The 20,858-nt window shown below is 61.9% G+C and carries 20 protein-coding genes; 8 read left to right on the top strand and 12 right to left on the bottom strand.

What is annotated here, in order from left to right; translation table 11 throughout:
• The first annotated feature begins 39 nt into the window (after positions 1 to 39).
• On the top strand, positions 40 to 2,226 hold the full coding sequence (locus P3T40_RS05800; protein ID WP_429266732.1) for a prolyl oligopeptidase family serine peptidase: 2,187 nt from the start codon (positions 40 to 42) through the stop codon (positions 2,224 to 2,226).
• A gap of 67 nt (positions 2,227 to 2,293) precedes the next feature.
• Here P3T40_RS05800 and mctP read toward each other — a convergent pair whose 3' ends face one another.
• Both mctP and P3T40_RS05790 read right to left on the bottom strand, forming a co-directional pair.
• Positions 2,294 to 3,775 carry a monocarboxylate uptake permease MctP gene (gene mctP, locus P3T40_RS05795; protein WP_429266731.1) on the bottom strand — a complete coding sequence of 494 codons (1,482 nt, stop codon included), beginning with the start codon at positions 3,773 to 3,775 and terminating at the stop codon, positions 2,294 to 2,296.
• Complete coding sequence (locus P3T40_RS05790; RefSeq protein WP_429266730.1) at positions 3,772 to 3,969, bottom strand: DUF3311 domain-containing protein; 198 nt, start codon at positions 3,967 to 3,969, stop codon at positions 3,772 to 3,774. Before P3T40_RS05790 ends, mctP begins: the two co-directional genes overlap by 4 nt.
• A 277-nt stretch (positions 3,970 to 4,246) precedes the next feature.
• On the opposite strand from P3T40_RS05790, the gene P3T40_RS05785 reads away from it, so the two are divergent.
• The 3 genes from P3T40_RS05785 (at position 4,247) to P3T40_RS05775 (ending at position 6,930) form a co-directional block, all read left to right on the top strand.
• Positions 4,247 to 5,647, top strand: a complete 1,401-nt coding sequence (locus P3T40_RS05785) for a cache domain-containing protein (RefSeq protein ID WP_429266729.1) — start codon at positions 4,247 to 4,249, stop codon at positions 5,645 to 5,647.
• Positions 5,648 to 5,658: 11 nt separating this feature from the next.
• Entirely contained in the window at positions 5,659 to 6,303 is a 645-nt protein-coding gene (locus P3T40_RS05780; RefSeq protein ID WP_429266728.1) for a response regulator, read from the top strand.
• A 300-nt stretch (positions 6,304 to 6,603) separates the two neighbouring features.
• Positions 6,604 to 6,930 (top strand): hypothetical protein, encoded by a 327-nt coding sequence (locus tag P3T40_RS05775; RefSeq protein ID WP_429266727.1) that lies wholly within the window; start codon positions 6,604 to 6,606, stop codon positions 6,928 to 6,930.
• Between the two features lie 7 nt (positions 6,931 to 6,937).
• Here P3T40_RS05775 and P3T40_RS05770 read toward each other — a convergent pair whose 3' ends face one another.
• Positions 6,938 to 7,954 (bottom strand): Crp/Fnr family transcriptional regulator, encoded by a 1,017-nt coding sequence (locus P3T40_RS05770; protein ID WP_429266726.1) that lies wholly within the window; start codon positions 7,952 to 7,954, stop codon positions 6,938 to 6,940.
• A 182-nt stretch (positions 7,955 to 8,136) separates the two neighbouring features.
• Here P3T40_RS05770 and P3T40_RS05765 point away from each other — a divergent pair, with 182 nt between their 5' ends.
• The 4 genes from P3T40_RS05765 (at position 8,137) to P3T40_RS05750 (ending at position 11,523) form a co-directional block, all read left to right on the top strand.
• Positions 8,137 to 8,520, top strand: a complete 384-nt coding sequence (locus P3T40_RS05765; RefSeq protein ID WP_429266725.1) for a hypothetical protein — start codon at positions 8,137 to 8,139, stop codon at positions 8,518 to 8,520.
• Positions 8,521 to 8,873: 353 nt separating this feature from the next.
• Positions 8,874 to 9,782, top strand: a complete 909-nt coding sequence (locus P3T40_RS05760) for a glycosyltransferase family 9 protein (RefSeq protein WP_429266724.1) — start codon at positions 8,874 to 8,876, stop codon at positions 9,780 to 9,782.
• Between the two features lie 74 nt (positions 9,783 to 9,856).
• The gene (locus tag P3T40_RS05755) at positions 9,857 to 11,176 is read left to right on the top strand and encodes a hypothetical protein (protein ID WP_429266723.1); all 1,320 of its coding nucleotides are present in this window, start codon (positions 9,857 to 9,859) and stop codon (positions 11,174 to 11,176) included.
• Positions 11,177 to 11,187: 11 nt separating this feature from the next.
• Entirely contained in the window at positions 11,188 to 11,523 is a 336-nt protein-coding gene (locus P3T40_RS05750; protein ID WP_429266722.1) for a YbjQ family protein, read from the top strand.
• A gap of 23 nt (positions 11,524 to 11,546) precedes the next feature.
• Here the strand turns inward: P3T40_RS05750 and P3T40_RS05745 are convergent, their stop codons facing one another.
• From P3T40_RS05745 to P3T40_RS05705, 9 genes are read right to left on the bottom strand one after another with little or no spacing between them, the layout of a single operon-like run.
• The gene (locus tag P3T40_RS05745) at positions 11,547 to 12,884 is read right to left on the bottom strand and encodes a pilus assembly protein TadG-related protein (protein WP_429266721.1); all 1,338 of its coding nucleotides are present in this window, start codon (positions 12,882 to 12,884) and stop codon (positions 11,547 to 11,549) included.
• 38 nt (positions 12,885 to 12,922) lie between these two features.
• On the bottom strand, positions 12,923 to 13,444 hold the full coding sequence (locus P3T40_RS05740) for a TadE/TadG family type IV pilus assembly protein (RefSeq protein WP_429266720.1): 522 nt from the start codon (positions 13,442 to 13,444) through the stop codon (positions 12,923 to 12,925).
• On the bottom strand, positions 13,441 to 13,893 hold the full coding sequence (locus P3T40_RS05735) for a TadE/TadG family type IV pilus assembly protein (RefSeq protein ID WP_429266719.1): 453 nt from the start codon (positions 13,891 to 13,893) through the stop codon (positions 13,441 to 13,443). Before P3T40_RS05735 ends, P3T40_RS05740 begins: the two co-directional genes overlap by 4 nt.
• 57 nt (positions 13,894 to 13,950) lie before the next feature.
• A complete protein-coding gene (locus P3T40_RS05730) occupies positions 13,951 to 14,922 on the bottom strand; it encodes a type II secretion system F family protein (RefSeq protein WP_429266718.1) in 972 nt (323 codons plus the stop codon).
• A 49-nt stretch (positions 14,923 to 14,971) separates the two neighbouring features.
• Entirely contained in the window at positions 14,972 to 15,949 is a 978-nt protein-coding gene (locus P3T40_RS05725; protein ID WP_429266717.1) for a type II secretion system F family protein, read from the bottom strand.
• Between the two features lie 49 nt (positions 15,950 to 15,998).
• Positions 15,999 to 17,366, bottom strand: coding sequence for a CpaF family protein (locus P3T40_RS05720; RefSeq protein WP_429266716.1), 1,368 nt, complete (start codon positions 17,364 to 17,366; stop codon positions 15,999 to 16,001).
• Positions 17,367 to 17,385: 19 nt separating this feature from the next.
• Positions 17,386 to 18,594, bottom strand: a complete 1,209-nt coding sequence (locus P3T40_RS05715; protein ID WP_429266715.1) for an AAA family ATPase — start codon at positions 18,592 to 18,594, stop codon at positions 17,386 to 17,388.
• 26 nt (positions 18,595 to 18,620) lie between these two features.
• Positions 18,621 to 18,935, bottom strand: coding sequence for a hypothetical protein (locus tag P3T40_RS05710; protein ID WP_429266714.1), 315 nt, complete (start codon positions 18,933 to 18,935; stop codon positions 18,621 to 18,623).
• Positions 18,936 to 18,956: 21 nt separating this feature from the next.
• Positions 18,957 to 20,837 (bottom strand): type II and III secretion system protein family protein, encoded by a 1,881-nt coding sequence (locus tag P3T40_RS05705; protein ID WP_429266713.1) that lies wholly within the window; start codon positions 20,835 to 20,837, stop codon positions 18,957 to 18,959.
• Positions 20,838 to 20,858: the final 21 nt, after the last annotated feature.

The raw sequence follows: 20,858 nt of genomic DNA, 5'->3' as shown, positions 1-20,858 counted from the left end.
GCGGTAATCTTGCGGCGCCTCATTCCTTTGGAAGCTCGAATGAAATCAAACAAGTCTTTTACGGCCGTAACATTTGCTGTTGCCTTGCTTGCCGCCGCCTCCGCGGCGCAGGCTGCTGATGGTCCGCCGGTAGCGCCCGTGCGCCCGGTAACGGATACCTACTTCGGTACACCGGTAGTCGACAATTACCGTTACATGGAAAACCTGAAGGACCCGGAAGTCCAGAGCTGGATGAAAGCGCAGGCGGGTTACACGCGCAAGGTGCTCGATGCGATTCCCGGACGCGCCGCGCTGGCGAAGAGCATCGACGCGCTGATGGGTAACGACCTGCATCGCAGCGACTTCGTGCGTCGCGGCGAGCGCATTTTCTACGAAGTGATGGACCCGGGCGCCAACCTGCCCAAGCTTGCCTATCGCGACGGCGTGAGCGGCGAGGAACACGTTCTGGTTGACCCGGCGAAGCTCGCTAAAGACAGCGCGCATCACGTCGCGCTTGACTGGTATTCGCCTTCCTGGGATGGAAGATACGTCGCGTATGGCATCTCCGAAGGCGGCTCGGAAAAGAGCGTGCTGCACGTGATCGATCTGCAGACCGGCAGCGATCTCGCCGAGACCATCGACCGCACGTCCGACTGCGTCGTCTCCTGGCGCAATGACAACCACTCGTTCTTCTATCTGCGCTATCCGAAACCGGGTCCCGACACGCCGCTGTCGAAGACCGAGTACAACGCGGTGACCTATATCCACGTGCTCGGCCAGAACACCAACGGTGATGGCGACGAGGCCGTGTTTGGCCGCGGCGTGTCGCCGAAGCTCGATGTGGCCGAAGGCCAGGGGACCTATGTGCTGCTGGCGCCGGATTCGCCGTATGCAGTCGCGGTGGTGAATCACAACATGGACAACAACCCCAACATCTTCTACGTCGCGCGGCTCGACCAGATCCATGGTGCGGATACCCCCTGGAAAAAAATCGCGGACACGGATGATGGCGTGACCGATGTGCAACTGCACGGCGATCGCCTGTATCTGCTGACTGAGAAGGGTGCCTCGCGCTTCCAGATTCTGTCGTTACCGGCGGCGCATCCGGATCTCGCGCTGGCCGACGTGGTCGTGCCGCAAGGCCCGAACGTGATCGACGCGTTCACGCTGGGTAGCGACGCGATGTATATCGGTGAGCGTGCAGGTGCGAGCTTTGAGCTGAAACGCGTATCGTTCGACGGCAGCGCAACCCAGACGATCGATTTGCCTTTTGCGGGCAGGGTGACAGACCTGACGGCCGATCCGCGCGAGCCGGGCGCGATGTTCAACCTGCAGGGCTGGGTCAAGGCGCCGCGCGAATTCGCTTACGATCCGAAGAACAACGCGGCGACCGATACCGGCCTGATTCCGCCTTCGAAGACGGAATCGGACGATGTCGAAGCGCACGACGAGTTCGCCACCAGCTATGACGGCACGCGTATTCCGGTCTCGATCATCGCGAAGAAGGGCGTGAAGCGCGACCGCTCGCATCCGACCATTGTGTTCGGCTACGGCAGCTATGGGCTGTCGATGGATCCGGTGTACCGTCCGCAATGGCAAGCGTGGATCGCGCATGGCGGCATCGTCGCGGTGTCGCATATGCGCGGCGGTGGCGAGTACGGCGATGCATGGCACCGTGCTGGGCAGAAGCTTACCAAGATCAACACGATGCTCGACTTCAATGCAAGCGCGCAGTACATGATCGACCAGCACTACACGCAGTCGAAGTACTTGGCGGCGAACAGTGCCAGTGCCGGCGGTATTGTGATGGGCGGTGCGATGGAGATCAACCCGGCTCTCTTCCACGTGGTGATGGACGATGTGGGCGTGTCCGATGCGCTGCGCTTTGAGACGGAGCCGAATGGGCCGCCTAACGTGCCTGAAATGGGTTCGACCTCGGATGAGGCGGGTTTTCACGGTCTCTATGCAATGAGCGCTTATGCACACATTCATGACGGCACGCCGTATCCCGCGATCATCTTTACGACGGGCGCCAACGATCCGCGCGTATCGTCGTGGCACATGCTGAAGATGGCCGCGCGCATGCAGGCGGCGACCAGCAGCGGACGGCCGGTGCTGTTGCGCATCGACTACGACGCGGGCCATGGGATGGGTTCGAGCGTCTCGCAGCGCGCCAACATGTTGGCTGACGAGTGGTCGTTCGCACTGTGGCAGATGGGTGAGCCGGGCTTCCAGCCGAAGCATTAAGCTGGCGGGCGACTGGGCGTCGGAGGGTCGACGCCCAGTCCAGTCAGTCAGACATTCAGACAGCGTCTTAGGCGCTAACGCTTACCCGCTTCGGCGTCACCACCGACACTACGAACGTCACCACAATATTCGCTGCCAGCGCAATCAGGCCGATATACAGCGGATACGTCGTATCGCCCAGATGCAGCGCGAACACCGGCTTCAGGCCTTGCGAAATCGCCAGCCCCGTACCTAGCACGATCCCTACCAGCCAGCCGAGGAACAGACCCGACGTATTCAACCTGCGCGTGTACAACGAGAACACGATGGCCGGGAAAATCTGCAGAATCCACACGCCACCGAGCAACTGCAGATCGATCGCGTACTGCGTGGGCAGGAACACGATGAACAGCAGCGCGCCGAACTTCACCGCCAGCGAGACGATCTTCGCCGTCGATGCTTCGGAAGCGGAGGACATATTCGGCGAGACGATCGGGCGCCACAGATTGCGCGTGAACAGATTGGCCGCGCCAATCGACATGATGGCTGCCGGCACCAGCGCGCTTATCGCAATCGCCGCCGCCGCGAAGCCGACGAACCACGAAGGGAACAGCGTGCCGAACAGCGCCGGCACGACATCCGAAGCCGACTTCACTTGCACACCCGCAGCAATCGCCATATAGCCGAGCAGTGCGATCAGGCCGAGCAGCAGCGTGTACGCCGGCAGGAAGATGGCGTTCTTGCGCACGGTCGCCGCGGACGACGACGACAGCACCGCCGTCATCGTATGCGGATACATGAACGCCGCCAGCGCCGAGCCGAGCGCGAGCGATGCATACGCCGTGAACTGGGTCGGCTTGAGGATGATGCCGGTGGCGCCACCCTTGGCCTTGAAGTACGTATCGGCTGCGTCGAATACATGCGCATAGCCGCCGAGCTTGGCCGGAATCAGCCACACTGCCGCAATCACGACAATGTAGATCATGATGTCCTTGACGAAGGCGATCATCGCCGGCGCTCGCAGACCGCTGGTGTACGTATAGAGCGCGAGGATCACAAAGGCGACGATCAACGGCAGTTCGCCATCCACGCCAAGGCCCTTGATCACCACCTGCATGCCCACCAGTTGCAGCGCGATATACGGCATCGTCGCGACAATGCCGGTCAGCGCCACCGCAGCCGGGAACCACTTGCCGCCGTACTCGCCCTGCACATAGTCGGCTGCCGTGATGTGATTCTTCGCCTTCGCGACCTGCCACAGCTTGGGCATCACCGCGAACACGAACGGATACACGATGATCGTATAGGGCAGCGCAAAGAAGCCGTACGCACCCACCGAATACACCAGCGCCGGCACGGCGATCACGGTATAGGCGGTGTAGAAATCGCCGCCCACCAGGAACCACGAAATGACTACGCCGAATTGCCGGCCGCCAAGGCCCCACTCATGCAATTGCGTAAGGTCGCCCGCTTTCCAGCGCGCAGCAAAAAAGCCCACCACCGTGACCAGCAGGAAGAAGAAAATGAAAACGGCCATTGCGACCGGGTTGACTGGAATCGATCCGCTCATTTGAGACCCCGGTACACGACGTAGATCAGCAGCGACGTGAGCGGAACCCACAGGAACTGATACCAGTAAAAGAACGGAAACCCGGCGAACGAAGGACGCGTGTCGTTATAGAACGGCAACCACAACAGCGCGATGTACGGAATCAGCAAGAGCAGCCATAGCCAGGATCGGCCGGCCGGATGAGTCGTCTCCAAGAGTTTCTCCATATGTATTATTGAAACTGAATACGCGATGCCGCAGACGTGACCCTCGCCGGCGCCTGAAAGGCCGGCTCAGGAAATCTCCTGTTTATTGATAGGAAGATAGGTCGTGTCCGGATGCGCAGCAACGCGCTGTACGACGTGGCATAGGACGGAATGCGTGCTATGCCTTGGGCGTGTAGTATTCGCTTTCGGCCGTACCCTTACAAGCGCACAACTACGTAAGCAAGCTACGTAAAAGTACGTAGGCTATCCATCGGTCCTTTCGTCGATGAAACTCAAAGCGAAGATATTCCTGCTCGCCATCGTGCCGTTTCTGGCGGCGATTGCCGGTATCGAAATCGGTGTCCGCCAGGAGGCAACGGCGCTCGCCGGCACGCAGCACGCGACGATGCAGGCGGCGTATCTGGCGAGCAAGGAAATCGAACTCAAGCACTACGTCGAACTGGCGACGAGCGCGATCGAGCCGCTTTACGACGCCTCACGCGACAACGCGCGAGACGACGCAATGTTGCGCAGCCGCGCGCTTGCCGCGCTTGAGAAGATGGATTTCGGTAAGGACGGCTATTTCTTCGTCTACGACATGCATGGCCGCTCGCTGATGCATCCGCGCGAGCCCGATCTGGTCGGCCGCGATCTGTGGACGATGCGCGACCCGCAAGGCGCGTTGGTGATCCAGCAGTTGATCGCCGCGGCAGCGCGAGGCGGCGGCTATGTGCGCTACGTGTGGCATCGGCCGTCGACGGGCAAGCTCGCGCCGAAGCTCGGTTATGTCGTGCCGCTCGAACGCTGGGGCTGGCTGGTCGGCACCGGGATTTATCTGGATGACGTCGACACGACGCTGGCGAACATCGATCAGCGTGCGTCAGCCAATATCGAGCGCACGATGATGTGGATCGACGCCATTGCGCTGACCGGGCTCGGCGTGATCGCGCTGTGCGCGCTGGTGCTGAACGTCAGCGAGTCACGCAGCGCCGACGTGAAATTGAAGCGCCTCGCGCAGCAAGTGGTCGAGTCGCAAGAAAAGGAGCGGGCGCGGCTGTCGCGCGAATTGCATGATGGCATCAGCCAGATGATGGTGTCGGTGAAGCTTCTGCTGGAGTCGGCGCTGATGCGCTTCGAACGCGGCGAGGCGCGCGTGCCGGCGGCGGAGGCCGCGCTGTCCACGAGTCTTGCGCGCCTGTCTGACACGCTGCGCGAAGTACGCCGCATCTCGCACGCGCTGCGGCCGGCGATGCTCGATGACCTGGGGCTCGCCGCCGCGCTCCAGCAACTCACGCGCGAATTGAGCGAGCAGGCCGGGATCGAAATCGGCTTCACGCAGATTGCCCATACCCATGCCACATTGTTGCCCGATGCCGTCAACACGGTTGTGTTCCGGATTGCCCAGGAAGCGCTGACGAATATCGTGCGGCATGCCCAGGCATCGCGCGCGTCGGTTTCGCTTGACGTATCTTCCAACGCCGTCACCTTGTCGATCGCCGATAATGGCCGCGGCTTCGACGTGGAGCGGGCGCTTGCCGATCCGCGTGCCGGTGTGGGCCTGCGTAACATGCGCGAGCGAGTCGATTCGTTGGGCGGCAGCCTGACGCTGGCGTCGCAGCCGGGTCACACAAATGTGACGGCGCATGTGCCAGTCGGAGCACGTTCATCTGGTTCGGATATTTTGTAGGAAAGCTAACTATGAACGACGTCCCATCCCCTGTGGCCCGCCTGATTCTGGTCGACGATCATCCGTTGGTGCGCGACGGCTTGCGTGCACGGCTTGAAGCGGTGCCGAATCTCGAAGTGGTCGGTGAGGCCGGCGACGCGGATGAAGCACTGGCGCTCGCTGCCGAACTAAGCCCCGATCTGGCGCTGATGGATATCGGCATGAGCGGGATGAACGGTATCGCGCTCGCGGGTGTGTTCCATGAGCACTTTCCGGCAATCCGGGTGCTGATGCTTTCGATGCACGACAACATCGAATATTTGACGCAAGCGGTACGGGCCGGGGCGAGTGGCTATGTGCTAAAGGATTCGCCCGCGACAGAAATCGTTCAGGCGATTGCCGCAGTGCTCGATGGACGGACGTTTTTTAGTGCGGGGCTTGGGGCGAGAATGATTCAGGCTTCCGCAATGCGGACACCGGTTGAGCAACTGACGCCGCGAGAGCGGGATATTCTCGATGCGCTTGCGGAAGGGCTTTCCAGTAAACAGATTGCACAACGTAATGGCTTGTCGGTGCGAACGGTGGAGACGCACCGGCTCAATATGAAGCGCAAACTCGATATCGAAGGGCAGGCGGAGTTGATCAAGTTCGCCGTGGAAAATCGGCGAAAGAGCTGAATCAGCGTTGGTCCGATTTATTCGTCATGTCAATGCTTCGCCTGCGTGCCGTCGATTCGTGAAACCCTTGTGACAAAACAACACAAATATAGACGAACGATCCACAGATCGGTCACGTCATTACGCTTACGATCCGTCATTGCCGGTTCCAAACCTCGCGCGAAACGCGCCGTGTCTTCCTGAGGAGACGGGTGAAGTCGCGCCCGCGCCTGCTGTGCGACCGGTTAGATCACATGTGCAGGTAATTAGGCATCCATATAGAGAAAATTCGATGTTTCCGCAACTATTAAAGGATGGGATGTGAGTCGGAATCTGTCATCCAGGAGCCTCGCCTACACGGCTCGCGAAATCCGGCAGGGTGTGCCGCTCAGCTATGTCAGCGAAAAGTTGTCGCACGCCATCATCGATACGCACGCGGCCGGCGTGGCTCACCCGGAATCGCGCAAGCGCCTCGCCCACGTGATGTATTCGCAAACCAAAGCGTTTCTAGCGTTGCATAACGTGCTGGCTGCAGCCGATACCCCCGGTCTGCCGGAACTACTGCTGGAGATGGACCGGCACGAGTTGCATAGCTGGATCGCCACGGTCGTCACGCATGGGGACGTGCTGGGAACCGGCGAGGTCTGAAGACGTCTCAGATAAGGCGGCTAAACAAACGGTCGCATTCCCGTTTGACCACGCCGTAACACTCGCAGGCGTGGGCTTCGAGTGCGCGCCTGTCGAGCACCTCGATGATGCCGTGCCGGTATCGGATGATGGCTTCGCTCTGCAGCCTGGCAGCGGCTTCGGCGACGCCCGCGCGCCGCACACCCAGCATGTTCGCAATCAATTCCTGCGTCATGCGAATCTCATTCGTGTCGATCCGGTCGAGCGTCAGCAGCAGCCAGCGCCAGAATTGCTGCGCAATCGAATGGTGGCGGTTGCAGACGGCGGTCTGCGCAATCTGGGTAATCAGCGTTTGCGTGTAGCGCAGAAACAGATGCTGGACCGGGCCCCCGCGCGCAAATTCCTGACGCACGATATCACCGCTCAGTTTGTAAGCTTCGCCCGCGCTTTGCACAATGGCGCGGCTCGGTATGGTTTCGCCGCCCATGAACATGGCGATGCCGAGCAGACCGTCTTTGCCGACCACCGCGATTTCTGCCGACGCGCCATTTTCCATGACGTGCAGCATGGACACGACCGCCGTGGTCGGCAGGTAGATATGGCTCAGACGATCCCCCGACTCGTAGACGACATGCCCCAAGGGCAGCGAAACGGGTGACAGGTGCGGGGTGAGACGCTCACGCTCGTCGGCAGGCAGGGCCGCCAGCAACTGATTGGCCTCGGGCTTGTGCTGACCCACCTGGGCGGATTGCACTTCTTCACCCACTCGCGAGCTACGGGCGACCCGTTGCGCGAGAAGCAGGTGCTGCGCTATCAGATGATCGCGACTCTTTTCCGGCAGCAGGCTCAGCACGGCCGAGCGCAGGTCGGCATAGCCGAGCACGTCGAGCAGCTTTAGCTTGGTCAGCGTGCCGAGGTCGCTCTTGCCGGTCCGCCAGGCGGATATCTGCGCGCGCGTCAGACCGAGACCGTCCGCCAGTTGGGCGTCGCTACCGAACTGGCCCTTCGCTTTTACTTCATCGAATAGGGCGTTCCAATCATTCATGGTGTTCGATAGTTAGAATGGTGTCAAATTCACTTGACGCGCGCTGAGCCGAATGAAAGAATGAAAAACCAGCTGAATCTGTCAAATTTATTCGACATTTATAACATAGCTGCGCAAATCTCGCGGCGACGCGATAGGGCTCACCATTTTCAATAGGCGCCTGCGCCACCGCGGCGTGCCATATGAGCGAATTCTCCTCCATCCGTCTGCCCATCGCATTACATTCCCATGCGCCGGAAGTCCACGCTTCCGAAGCACTGGATGACGAGCAATTTGCAGTCCAGCAGGTCGCGTTTATCAAAGTACTGTTCGGCTACGTCGCCTATCTGCGCGGGTGCTCGCGTGAAACGCCGGTTGCCGATGCTTTCCTTTCCACCTTCGTGAATCTTCTGGAGACGCTCGAGGCAAACGGGCCCGGCGAGGCACACGGGTGCGCCACGAAACTCCAGCAGATCATTCCCGTCATCTTTCCAGGTTCGACGGTTGCAGCCGTGTTCGCCTCCAATGGCGCCATTCAGGTGGTTGACGCCGCCAGCGCGGAGAAGTCGGGAGAACCCGCTTCGTAATTGCGTGCTGAACGCGAGCGAGGTCGCGCGCCGCGGCGAGTGCTCTGCTTGATTTGATACGGAGTGCGAAGATTGTGCGTTTGATGTCTCTCTCGGTCCTGGAGATTATTTCGACTTCCGCAAAGCTGTATTTCGCACCCGCGTCGTCAAATAAATTTGACGCTGTCCGTGCTGCTAGTGCTGCTAGAGCGAATGAACCACGCTCAGTCACCCAGATGTAAACATCCGTAATCGATTCTGTAACTCTAATAATATGCACCGGTTCTAGACTGCTGCTGGTTCAGAAGGCACGGATGCATTTCTGAACGGGCAAGCGTTCTCCCCGTCATTGGGCGCGTTATCCGGATTGACCTATGTGGCCGGCCGTCCCGCCAATCTCTCGCGTAGCGTTGGTTCTTTCGCCAGCAATCGGTGACTCACTGCTGATGATGACGATTGCGCGAAACCTGCAAAAAAACGGTATCGCAGTAACGGTATTCGGCAGGCAGATACATTCATTGCGCGACTGGTTTCCGGACGTCGAAACGCAAGACGATCTGGATGCCGGAGATCTCGCGGCAAAGCTATCCGGTTTCGACCGGGTCATCCAGATGCATCGAAACAAGCCGTTTGCCGGCCTTGAATACGCTCATCCGCGAGTGATTCTGCTCGATCACATTTGCCGGGTCCGGTCTTCGCACTCAATGGCGGACCGGCTCGCACGCTTCTGTCAGGATGAATTTGGTTTGGTGAGTGCGCACAAGAGTAACGGCATGACGGCGCCGGCAGGGCTGCACCACAGGAAGTACCCGCTTCGCGTAGCGATTCATCCGACTGCCAGCACGGTCGACAAGTGCTGGCTGCCTGCGCGGTTCATCCGGCTTGCCATCAAACTGCGCGAACTGGGGTTCAGTCCGGGATTCGTCGTTGCACCGCAGGAGCGTGCGGACTGGATTCACATCGAACGTCTCGGCCTGGCGCTGCCCGATCTGGGTTCGCTCGACAATGTTGCCAAGTGGGTCTTCGAGTCCGGCTGGTTTATCGGCAACGACTCAGGGATCGGACACCTGGCGTCAAGCCTGCATATTCCCACCCTGTCATTGTTCATGCGCCGCGGCATCGCCCATACATGGCGGCCAGACTGGGGGGCGGGGCAGGTGCTGATCGGCAGCACCTATCTGCCAACAGGGTTCCTGAAAGAGCGTTACTGGAAATACATGTTGTCCGTCAGGCAAGTCTCCCGCGCGTTCGATGAGATGCGCGCCAATCCAAGCTTCGCATGACCCCCCCCACGCATCCTCAAGCAGCTGGCCCGGACCCGTTCCGGGCCAGCTGCATTCCTCCTTGCACCGATTCCATGAACTCATCATGCCAGGCCGTTTTTCTCCATACCGGCTATAGAACCGCCGGGACGTGGCTATGGTCATGCTTTCGCAAGCTCGACAACGTCACCGCCTACTACGAGCCGTTGCACGAAATGCTGGCGACGATCGATCCGGAGAAGCTGGCGAGCAGCACCGCCAACAGCTGGCGTTCGGGCCATCCCACGCTCGACGCCCCGTACTTTGCAGAGTTCGCTCATCTGCTTGGACCGGGGGCGCGCGGCATTCCCGGCTATGACCCAGTCTTTTCGATCGACCGCCTCGACGGACAAACGCCGGAAGCCGCCGATCAACTCGAGGCCTATGTTCGCGGGCTAATGCGCACCGCGCACGAACAGGGCCGCGCGCCGGTCCTCAAGTTCTGCCGGTCGCTAGGCCGGCTGCAGTGGTTCCGCGCCACCTTTCCCGACGCCGTGCATATCGTCGTCGAGAAAAATCCGATTTCGCAATGGCAGTCCTGCTGGCAGCTTTACGCCGCGCATCGCAATCCGCACTTTGTCGCCGTGCCGTTTGTGGTGCTGGCGTTGAACCGGCACGTGCCGCTCGTCCAGCAGACGATGGACGCGCTGGGTGTGGTGCTGCCGCCCCAGACTGACGGCGCGGACATGCAGACGGTCGAGGCGTGTCTGGCCGTCTATAAAGCACACGTTGCGGCGATTACGCCGCTAGAGGCGTATCGGGCCTTTCTCGCGCACTGGCTGTTGACGTTAAGAGACGCGGCGACGCACGCCAATGCGATTTTCGACTGCGACCTGGCGGGCCATTCACCCGCGTATATCGAGGGCGCCGAACAGTGGATCAGCGATCTCACCGGCCTCAAGCCGTCGTTCGGCAGCGCGCGCCGCGAAGAGCGGACCGAACGCGATCATGGTTTCGATGCCGTCGAAGGGTTGCAGGTCCATCTTGAAGCTTTGAATTTTGCGCGGACCCTTGCGAGTAGCGGGAGCGTCGCGGCGGATGCACTGGTGCTCTGGACCAGCAAGCTGGCTCAGGCCACCCAGGTGATGGCGTTCGGCGCGGCGGCGAACTGGCCGCAGCCGCAGGTGTCCGCAGGCCGCGCAACCCGGATGCTGGATGTCGCGCTGATCGACGGTTCCGGCGTTGATGAGATACTGCTCAGTGAACTCGCGTCGACCCGCGCAGCGCTGGCCGAGGTCAGGAGCGAGCTTGCACGGCTGCAGCGCTCGCCGCTGTTGCGGCTGATCAAACGCGTACGCAAGCTGCGTGCGCCGAAGCTGTTACGCCGCATGCGCCGCGACGGCAAGCCGCGCGGGAGGGCCGACTATCCAACTTGAGAGAGCGCGCAATGATAGAACGTCACATGGTGTCGACCGCATTCGAGATCCCCGGATACACGGTAGAGAGGTCGCTTGGTATCGCACGGGGGATCATCGTCCGCTCGCGCTCGGTGGTCGGTTCGATAGGCGCGTCGCTGCAGACGATCTTCGGCGGAAACATCTCGCTCTATACATCCCTGTGCGAGCGCGCACGAGAAGACGCCTATGAGCGGATGGTGGCGCAGGCGGCCGGATTTGGCGGCAACGGCATTGTGGGGATGCGTTACGACGCGACCGAAATTGCCCCGGGCGTGACCGAAGTGCTGTGCTATGGGACGGCGGTTTATGTGAGGGTGGGTGCCTGAAAAACGGCATGAAATGCCCGAACTCAGGTTGCCCCACCCGGTATCAGACGCGGCTTGGTCAGCGTGTACGTAATCTGTTTGAAGATCGTGCTGAGGCTGGCGGTACCGCCCGTCGCATTGGAGCAGGTGTCCGAGTAGAAGTAGGCAGTGCTGGTCGCGATCGACGCCATCGTGGCGCATGGCGACGCATTGTCCGAACCGTCGCTGCATGTCGCGGACGCCGACTCGCCGCCGATATAGGCGACCGTGTAGATGAGCGTCCCCGAGGCCTTCGCTACGCCCGCATCGGTGACGGCCGCCTTGCATTCCTGGTTATAGGTATTGCTAAAGGTGCTGCCCAGCTGTTTCTGGCTCGAACTCGCGTCGCCATCGCTTAGCAGTACGATGACATTTTGCCCCGGGGGACTCTGCGAAGCCGACAAAGTGCTCAAGGCGCTCTGCGCCTGGGTGATCGCATCGCCGTAGAATGTGCCGAGACCACCAATCGCGGAAAGACCGCTGCAACTGCCGCCGCCCAGTGCCTGCACCACGCCGGAGCTGGTATTCGCTGCGCCGGTGCTGGTCAGAAAGGCCGAAGCGGGCGAGGCGATCTCATACCCGCCCAGCGTCGAGCTGGCACCCGAAGGGACGGCGGAATAACTGCTGGCCGTTTGGGGTTGGGTCTTCGAGCACGAGAAATTGTAGGTGGACGTCATAGGCGGGAACACCAACAGGCCGACGTTATCCCCGGCGTTGCTCAGGCCCGTCAGCAGCTGGAGGGCGCCAGCCTTGGCGCAAGCTTCGCGGGTCTGCGCGACGCCCTTGGAGTTCTTGCAGTTGCTGTCCGTCGTATTCATCGACGCGGTCGTGTCGAGAATGATCATTACGTTGTATTGAGCCGCCTGGGTGCCGCCGCCGGCGGCCGCCTTCGAGGTCGCCGTGATCGTGGATGAGTTGATGCCGATTGCCCGGGCGAAGAACGTCGGCACGCTGGCCTGTTGTGTGACCTCAATGCCGTTGTAGTGCGAGACCGCCTGCGCAAAAGGCAAGGTCACGCTCGCCAGCTGGAGCCCCTGAATCGACGTACTGGTGACCGTGACGTTGCCCGGCAGCGTGTTGCTCGTGCTAGTGCTTTGCCCCGCCGCGTAATTTTGGGCATCAGCCGATGCGGTCGTCCAGCTCTGGCCCCACAGATCGGTCGCACCGGCTAGCGCGGCCGCGTCAGTTGCGGCTTGCAGGCGCCGCTGGCTGAACATGAGGTAGCCAACATCGACGGCGATGGCCGTGAACGCCAGCAGCGCGATCAGCGACAGGGCGACGATGACGGAGACGGAGCCGCGTTGTCCAGCGCGCGCGTGGCGCCGTGCAAGAGTCTTGTTCATGATGGTCCTCCGGCGAGGCGAATGGTTTGTTGTTGTATTCATTGCACGCGCTCCACCATCGTCGAGTTCAACGAGGCGGGCATGCTGACCAGCCCCGCCAACTTGCCCTTGAAGAGCGGAGAAAACGAGCTGTAGGTGACGGTGACCGTCGCCGGGGAGTTCGCGGCGGCCGACAGGTCGGTCGCGCAATCCGAATCGCTCGTGCACTGCGTCCCGTTGACGTAGGTGGTGATCGAAAGATTGCCCGTGGCCAGGTAAGCGGCCGATGTCACCACCTGGGTCTTCGTCGACGTGTACGGGGTGGCTGTGCCGCGCTGCGATGCGAAGTAGCGTGCGGCTGACGATGCGGCGTTTGTCACCATCACGTAGTTCGCCATGAGCCAGCCGAATTGCGCAATGCCGAGCACGATGACGAGCAGCGGGGGCGCGAGAAGTGCGAATTCGACAGCGGCAATGCCGCTTTGTCGATGCCGCAGCGTCGCCTTGCGTGAGCGTGCCGGCACAGCCGCGGCTAGCCGGGTTGAGGTCCACTTCCTGATACGTACTGTGCCGGTGTTCATTGCACGAGCTCCGACATGGTTGCACTCAACGACGACGGCATCATCGACTTGAGGCTGTATAAGGCGCCCTTGTACGGCGCGGCAAACGCATAGCTGAGCGACACGCTCGCCTGGGTTCCCGTCGCGGGCGGCTGGGTTTCCGTGCCGAGCGCGCTGGCGCAGGTGGAATCGCTTGTACAGGTGGTGCCGCCAATCTGTACGGTGATCGCCAACGTGTTCTTCAGGATAGAGGTCGCAGCGTGCACGGCCGCCGTGGTATCGCTGTAGGGTGTGGCATAGCCGCGTTCTGAAGCGAGCAGACGCGCGCCCACCGAAGCAGCTTGCGTGAGCAGCAGGTAGTTGTTCATCAACCAGCCGAACTGGACCGCGCCGAACAGCACGAGGAACAAGACCGGCAAGACGAGCGCGAACTCAACCACTGCCGCACCGCTTTGACGTTCACGTTTCATAGGTCCTCCGTGTCTTTTCGTGCCGTTTGATCGGGTATGCGAAATAGCTATAGCGCTTCAGGATCCCGCCATGCCAGGCAGCAGAATCCGATAGATGTGAATGAACGCCGGTCCAAGCAACACCAGGAGAAGTGCAGGAAAGATGCAGAACATCAGCGGGAACAGCAGCTTCGTTCCGATCTTGGCGGCCTGCTCTTCGGCGCGCATGCGACGCCGGGTGCGCAGCGTGTCGGACAGGACGCGGAGCGACGCGCCGATACCCGTACCGAAGCGCTCGGACTGAATCAGCAGCGTGCAGAACGTGTCGATGTCCTCGACGCCCGTGCGCAGCGAGAAGTTGCGCAGTGCCTTGTCTTTGGTAAAGCCCGAGCGCATCTCTAGCAACATCAGATCAAGTTCGCTCGCCACGACTGGGCTGTTGATACGGATTTCTCCAGACACCTTCATCAGCGCGGCGTCGAGACCTAAACCCGCTTCGACGCACACGGTCAGCAAGTCGACGGAATCGGGAAAGTCCTCAAACAGCTTGCGTTTGCGCCACGCGATCCGGCGCGCCAACACGAGGCTCGGCAGGTAATAGCCAAAGCCGCCCAACGTGAACAGCACCACGGAGAATTCGTAGGTGTCTTGTGCTACCGAGGTGTGAAGCAGCCAGAGCATGGATGAAAGCGGCAATACGATTGCGAGTGCGGTCTTGGCGGCGAAATAGACGGGCGCGGCACCCGGCGTGCGCCAGCCTGCGTTCATCAGCCGCACACGCAGTGACGAGCGTTCCCAGCCCTCCTTCGGAATCGATAGCTTCGAAATGGGCCGCGAGATATCCGCGAGCTTTTCGAGCCAATCGCTGCCTGACGGCTCGTCGCGCTCGGGCGTCGCGGATGTGGGCGTCGCATTGACACCACCGGCCTGCTCGATCCGTTGGCGCATGTCGCGCGGCGCAAAGGCATGCATCACGAAGAAAGCCGCGCCGCACACGACGGCGAACACGCCGAACAGCAGCAACATGTGCATCGTATCTGGCGTTTGCATGGTGTCCCCGCTTTCAATGTTAAGTACTGCGTTTTAGTCCGCACGTGTGCTAAACACGCATCTTGATGATGTGACGCATCCACAACAGGCCGAACATCATTGAGCCGAGCACGGCATAAAGCAGGTTCAGGCCGGTCGGGTCTTGCCACAGCACGTCGAGGAAGCCTGGATTCAGGACCATCATGATGGCGGCGGTGCCGAAGGGCAGCAGCCCCAGTATCCATGCTGACAGCTTGCCCTCCGCTGACAACACGCGAACCTTGTCGAACAGCTTGAAGCGCTCAAGAATCAATGCGCTGATGCTGTCGAGCAGTTCGGCCAGATTGCCGCCGGTTTCACGCTGGATCAGCACGGCGATTACCAGGTAGCGCAGGTCGCGAATGGGTACTCGAGTGGCGAGATTCAGCAATGCGTCGTTAAGCGAGATGCCATAGTTGATTTCATCGAAGGTGATGCGGAACTCACTACTCATCGGCTCGGCGAATTCAGTACCGACCATGCCGATTGCGCCGGTGAACGCATTCCCCGAGCGCAGGGCGCGAGCGAGCATGTCACACACGTTCGGGAACTGGCGATCCAGCTTGCGCAGCCGACTGGCGCGGCGGCGGCGGATATACAGCAGCGGCATTACGGCGCTCAGCAATGCTGCCGCGAGCGCGAAGATGAGCGGCACGCCGGCGAACAGCAGAATCGCGAACACCACGGGCGGGATGATGGCGCAGGTGCCCACCAGCCGCCCGACCGTCCATGCGACACCGGACTGCTGCAGGTAGAGGTCGAGCGCGTGTACGCGCGGCAGGTACATCAAGCCCTTGTCGAGCAGCGACGACTCGCTCAGCAGACGATCCTTGAGGATCGAGATGCGTGCACTGTCGAGTTGCCCGCCGGCAGACACGGCGCGAATCCGCGATTCGATCCGCCGGGCTGCGGGCCCGTGACGGCTGTTCCACCATTCGTACACGCCTTCGATTGACAGCACGATGGCGGCGAACAGCAAAACGATGGATGCATAGAAGATCGGGGCCATGCCAGTCTCCAGACACTAAGGGTGCGGGCGCTATTGCCGCCCGCGCGATTCAGGCGGTTTCGAATTGCCGCGCCGGGTCGTAAATGCGTTCCGGCAGGACCACGCCGAACGCGTGCAAGCGCTCGGAGAATTTCGGCCGCACCCCCGTCGCGCAGAAATGCCCCTGCACGTTGCCTTTCGAATCGACGCCGGAGCGGCGGAACGTGAAGATTTCCTGCATGTTGATCATGTCGCCCTCCATGCCGGTCAGCTCCGAGATGCTGATGATCTTGCGGCGCCCATCGGTGAGGCGAGTGGCTTGCACGACCACCGAGATCGCCGACGCGATCTGCTGGCGCATCGTCTTGGTCGGCAACGACAGGCCGCCCATGCTGATCATGTTTTCGAGGCGCGTGAGGGCGTCGCGCGGCGAGTTCGCGTGGATCGTGGCGAGCGAGCCTTCGTGACCGGTGTTCATGGCGTTGAGCATGTCGAGGGCTTCATCGCCGCGCACTTCGCCGAGGATGATCCGGTCGGGCCGCATGCGCAGCGCGTTGCGCACCAACGTGCGCTGGGTGATCTCGCCGCGACCTTCGATATTCGGCGGACGTGTTTCCAGCCGCAGCACATGTTCCTGGCGCAGTTGCAGCTCTGCGGCATCTTCGATTGTGACGATGCGTTCATCGGCGGGAATGAAACCGGACAGGATGTTGAGAAGCGTGGTCTTGCCGCTGCCGGTGCCGCCTGAGACCAGAATGTTGACCTTGGCGCGGGCGAGACCGTCGAGCACCTCAGCCATCGGAGGAGTCAGCGTCTTTAGTTCGATCAGGTCCGACACCTGCAGTGGGGTGACCGCGAAACGCCGGATCGACAGCAGGGGCCCGTCGACTGCCGACGGCGGAATGATGGCGTTGACCCGCGAGCCGTCGGGCAGGCGCGCGTCGACCATTGGGCACGATTCATCGATGCGCCGCCCGACGCGCGAGACGATCTTCTCGATCACCTTCATCAGGTGGGCGTCGTCGTAAAACGTCACTTCGGTCGGCTCGAGGCGGCCCCGCCGCTCGACGTAGGTGTGGCGGTAAGTGTTGACCAGAATGTCGGAGACGGTCGGGTCGCGCAGCAGCAGTTCGAGAGGACCGAAGCCGAACATTTCGTCATGTACGTCGACCACGAGTTGCTTGCGCTCCAGATCGTTGGCCGGCGCCTTCTGGTCGTCGAGGATACGGCCGATCAGCGCGGCGATTTCCTGGCGCACCTGGTCGGGCGGCAAGCGCGAAAGGCGTTCCAGTTCCACGCGTTCGAGCACGGCCAGATGGATCTCACGTTTGAGCTTCTGGTAGGCGGCCCGCATCATGCTGCCCTGGGCGCCGCTCATCTCGGAGCGCTCGACGAAGGGCTGGACACGTTGGGCGGTGATCTGCTCACGAAGCGACATGATGATTCCCCTGTTGGTCTTATTGCATTTCAAGTTTCGGCGTCGGCTGACGGCCGAGCATTCGCGCGAACAGCGAATCGCTCTTTGACCGTTCAGACCTGGCCGTCGAAGCGGGGCCGGCGATGTTGTCCGCCAGCGTCTGCAAGCTACGCGACACGCCACTCCTGCGGCCTGTCTTCGAGATCGGCACGCCCTGGTTGATGGCTTCGGACACGGCCGCGACGTCGTCCGGAATCACCTGATAGGGGCGCATGCCGAGCACCTGTTCCATGGCGGCACGAGCCCGCTCTTCGTGACGCGAGTAGCGGTTGAGCAGCAGCCGCGTGCGTTCCGATGCATAGCCGAGCGAGCCGAGAATTTCCAGCAGCCGTCGGCCCGCGCGCACGTGCGGCATGGTGGCCTGCAGGACGATGTGGATCTGGTTGCTGCGGTCGAGCGCCAGCATTGAGATCGGATTGATGGTCTGGCCGAGGTCGAAGATCACGAAGTCGTAGCGGGGCGCGGCGATGCCGAGAATCCATTCGAGCCGGTCTTCCTTGATCTCGGCCGCCTTCACCGGATCGCCGGCGCCGGCCAGGATATGAAACGTGTCGCTAACGTGCAGCACGCTGGCGTCGAAGAATGCGATGTCCATCCGGTCGATCTGCGAACACAGTTGCGGCAGCGTCGACGGTGGCGTCTCTCCTGTCACGAGGAAGGCGGCGTCGGCGAACAACTGGTTGAGGTCGATCATCAGCACGCGTTTTTGCCGCGTGCTGGCGATCATCTCGGCGATATTAGCGGCGATGAAGCTGGTACCCACGCCGCCCTTGCACGACACGAACGAGACGATCTCGGTGGTATGCGTGTTGGTTTTCAGGCGCTGGGCTTCGAGGCGCACGAGTGCGTCGCCGAGCGCGCGGCGCTCCAGTGGCCAGTTGAGCACGTCGCGAAAGCCGGCGCGCATCGCGGCGATCAAGGTTTCCGGCGAGGCATCGGGCGTGAGCAGAATGCATGCGAGATGCTTGTGCTTTTGACACAACTGCGCCACCACAGGCAGCTCTGCGTCCTGCATCGACGTCGCATCGACGATCAGTACATCGAAGGCATCGAGACTGTCGCCACGCTCAACCAGCAGCGAAGGACTGTCTGCGGCGCGAGTGGTGCGGTAGTCGCCGCATTCGCCTAGCACGTGCACGACCTGGGACAGGCGTGCCGCGTCTTTCGAGGTGATGAGAATGTCGATCATGATCGTCTGCGCCACGCTGTCTGGGGTTATTGGCCGCTGCCACTGCCGCTGCTGCCGCTGCTTACGCCGATCACAAACGGATTGGCGTTAGTGGAGGGTTGCGAGAACGACTTGTCGTACTGGGTCATCGCAGAGGCAGCCGATTTGCCGTCGATGCCGTCGGGCGACGCGGTGTGCTCGGCGGCCAGCGGATCGATGATCTGCGCCTGGGTGGCGGCCTTTTCGGCCTCGCCGAAGTGAGCATCCCAGATCGGCGAGCTGGACATGCAGCCGCCGAGTGCGGCGAACACCGGCACGATGAGCGCGGCGCGGGCGGCGAAGAGGATGGTTGCGAGTTTCATGGGATTCCCCTTTACATCACATCAGTGAGCGAGCGCGGCGTTGCTGCTGCCGGCGTTGGCAAGGTCCTGCGGCGCAGCGAGTGCGGTCTGCGCCACAACGTGCTTATCCGGTACCACGGTGGCCGCCGAACTGCCCGGTGGCGGGTCGGCCGGTGCGTGTGCCGGCTGCGTCGCCGCAGCGGGCGTTGCCACTGTGGGAGCCTGCGGCGCCGCGGGCACCGGGGGCGCCGCTTCGGTCGTGCTGACCGGCGTTTGCGGTGCCGGAGCGGCGGGCGTTACGTTCGTTGGAGCGGCCGCCGGCGCCGGCGCCGGCACGGGTGCGCTGCCAGCCGCAGGTGTGCCATCCGTGTGCGCCGCTGCGCGGCCTTCCATGTTGCCGGTCGCGTAGACGTCGACGTCCTTGGGCTGCGTGAAGCTGTCGGTCGGCAGCGGCACGTTCGCGGTGCGTTGCGGCCGGACCAGATGCGGCGTGATGATGAACACCAGCTCCGTACGGTCCTGCTGGAACGACGTGCTGCGAAACAGCGCGCCGAGCACGGGCACCTCGCCGATACCTGGCAGCGCCTTCAGCGCGCCGCTGATGTTGTTGCTGATGAGCCCGCCGATCGCGAAGGTCTCGCCGTCGCTCATCTGCACGGTGGTCGATGCACGGCGCGTGGTAATGAGCGGCAGGATCGTTGCGCCGCTCACATTGGTGGCGGTGAGCGTCACGCCGGTGGGCGAGAGTTCGGACACTTCAGGTGCGACCCTCAGGTTGATGCGGCCGTTGCTCATTACTGTGGGGGTGAATTTGAGGCCGACACCGAAGTCCTCCTGTTGCAGCACGATCGACGTGGCGCCCGTGCTGCTGCTCTGCGGTACCGGGATGAACACTTCGCCGCCGGCGAGGAAGGTGGCTTCCTGACCGCTGATCGTCACCAGATTCGGTTCGGCGAGAATCTTCACGAGGTTGTCGGTCTTTTGCGCATCCACCGCCACCTGGAACGGCAGCTTGTTATTCTTGTTCACCGCAATACCGCTCGACACGCCTGCGAGCAGGCTGCTCACCAGCGCACCGGTCCATGAGCCGAAGCCGCCCTGGATGTTGAGCGCCGAGCCCAGCTGGTTGATCAGCGTCTTGTCGACTTCGGCCACTTTCACTTCGAGCATGACCTGCTGCGGCGAATCGACCGTCAGCATATTGAGCACGCCGCCGGATTTGCCCAGGCCTGCGTTGGCACCTGTGCCGTCTGCGCTGGTATGGCTGCTGTAGACGGTTGCGATCTCAACCGCTTCCTGGGCTGCCTGTGCGCTAGACACATGGCCCGCCAGCACGAGATTGTCGGCTGCGGTGGAGACGCGAATGCCGCGTTCTTCCGGCATCAGTTGCGTGAGCGACGCTTGCAGGCCGCCCGAATCCACATTGACGACTACATCGATGATCTGGCATGCGCCGCTGCGTCCCTGCACGATCATATTGGTCGTGCCGACCGATTCGCCCAGCACATAGAGGGTTTGCGGCGAGACCATGGTGGCCTGCGCGACCGCGGGATTGCCGAGCGTGCGATTGCGCACTGGTTCGTCGACCGGCACCAGCGTCGATTTGCCCACCGACACGAACACGGTGCTTTCGCCGCGGATCGAGCCGGTGCAGTTCGGTCCATGCAGCGGGGCGGTGGCGGCAGCTGCGCCTGCGGCGCTGGCGGGAGCGGGCGCCATGCTGATGGTCATCTGCAGCGGTTGGCGGCTCGTCGGAAGCGGGGCGGTCGCGCTCGCCTTGGCCGGCGCGCCGTCGTCCGGGGCCCCTGCGACTGCGGCCTGTCCGAGCAACAGTCCCGCGCTCAGCCACGCGACGCATGCCGCGCGGCTCGCTCTGGTGCGTCGCGGCGCCTGGCCGGACGAGAAATCAGGTTTCGTAGTCATTTTTGTCGTGCCCCCGTTACT

Source organism: Paraburkholderia sp. EB58 (assembly GCF_050436665.1).
Lineage (GTDB): Bacteria > Pseudomonadota > Gammaproteobacteria > Burkholderiales > Burkholderiaceae > Paraburkholderia.
Note: the sequence above shows the minus strand (reverse complement) of the source record. Positions and strands in the feature narration are given on the sequence as shown.

Coding starts and splice junctions, on each gene's coding strand:
- P3T40_RS05800 (WP_429266732.1), top strand. CDS start 40: ATGAAATCAAACAAGTCTTTTACGGCCGTAACATTTGCTGTTGCCTTG.
- mctP (WP_429266731.1), bottom strand. CDS start 3,775: ATGAGCGGATCGATTCCAGTCAACCCGGTCGCAATGGCCGTTTTCATT.
- P3T40_RS05785 (WP_429266729.1), top strand. CDS start 4,247: ATGAAACTCAAAGCGAAGATATTCCTGCTCGCCATCGTGCCGTTTCTG.
- P3T40_RS05780 (WP_429266728.1), top strand. CDS start 5,659: ATGAACGACGTCCCATCCCCTGTGGCCCGCCTGATTCTGGTCGACGAT.
- P3T40_RS05770 (WP_429266726.1), bottom strand. CDS start 7,954: ATGAATGATTGGAACGCCCTATTCGATGAAGTAAAAGCGAAGGGCCAG.
- P3T40_RS05765 (WP_429266725.1), top strand. CDS start 8,137: ATGAGCGAATTCTCCTCCATCCGTCTGCCCATCGCATTACATTCCCAT.
- P3T40_RS05760 (WP_429266724.1), top strand. CDS start 8,874: ATGTGGCCGGCCGTCCCGCCAATCTCTCGCGTAGCGTTGGTTCTTTCG.
- P3T40_RS05755 (WP_429266723.1), top strand. CDS start 9,857: ATGAACTCATCATGCCAGGCCGTTTTTCTCCATACCGGCTATAGAACC.
- P3T40_RS05750 (WP_429266722.1), top strand. CDS start 11,188: ATGATAGAACGTCACATGGTGTCGACCGCATTCGAGATCCCCGGATAC.
- P3T40_RS05745 (WP_429266721.1), bottom strand. CDS start 12,884: ATGAACAAGACTCTTGCACGGCGCCACGCGCGCGCTGGACAACGCGGC.
- P3T40_RS05740 (WP_429266720.1), bottom strand. CDS start 13,444: ATGAACACCGGCACAGTACGTATCAGGAAGTGGACCTCAACCCGGCTA.
- P3T40_RS05735 (WP_429266719.1), bottom strand. CDS start 13,893: ATGAAACGTGAACGTCAAAGCGGTGCGGCAGTGGTTGAGTTCGCGCTC.
- P3T40_RS05730 (WP_429266718.1), bottom strand. CDS start 14,922: ATGCAAACGCCAGATACGATGCACATGTTGCTGCTGTTCGGCGTGTTC.
- P3T40_RS05725 (WP_429266717.1), bottom strand. CDS start 15,949: ATGGCCCCGATCTTCTATGCATCCATCGTTTTGCTGTTCGCCGCCATC.
- P3T40_RS05720 (WP_429266716.1), bottom strand. CDS start 17,366: ATGTCGCTTCGTGAGCAGATCACCGCCCAACGTGTCCAGCCCTTCGTC.
- P3T40_RS05715 (WP_429266715.1), bottom strand. CDS start 18,594: ATGATCGACATTCTCATCACCTCGAAAGACGCGGCACGCCTGTCCCAG.
- P3T40_RS05710 (WP_429266714.1), bottom strand. CDS start 18,935: ATGAAACTCGCAACCATCCTCTTCGCCGCCCGCGCCGCGCTCATCGTG.
- P3T40_RS05705 (WP_429266713.1), bottom strand. CDS start 20,837: ATGACTACGAAACCTGATTTCTCGTCCGGCCAGGCGCCGCGACGCACC.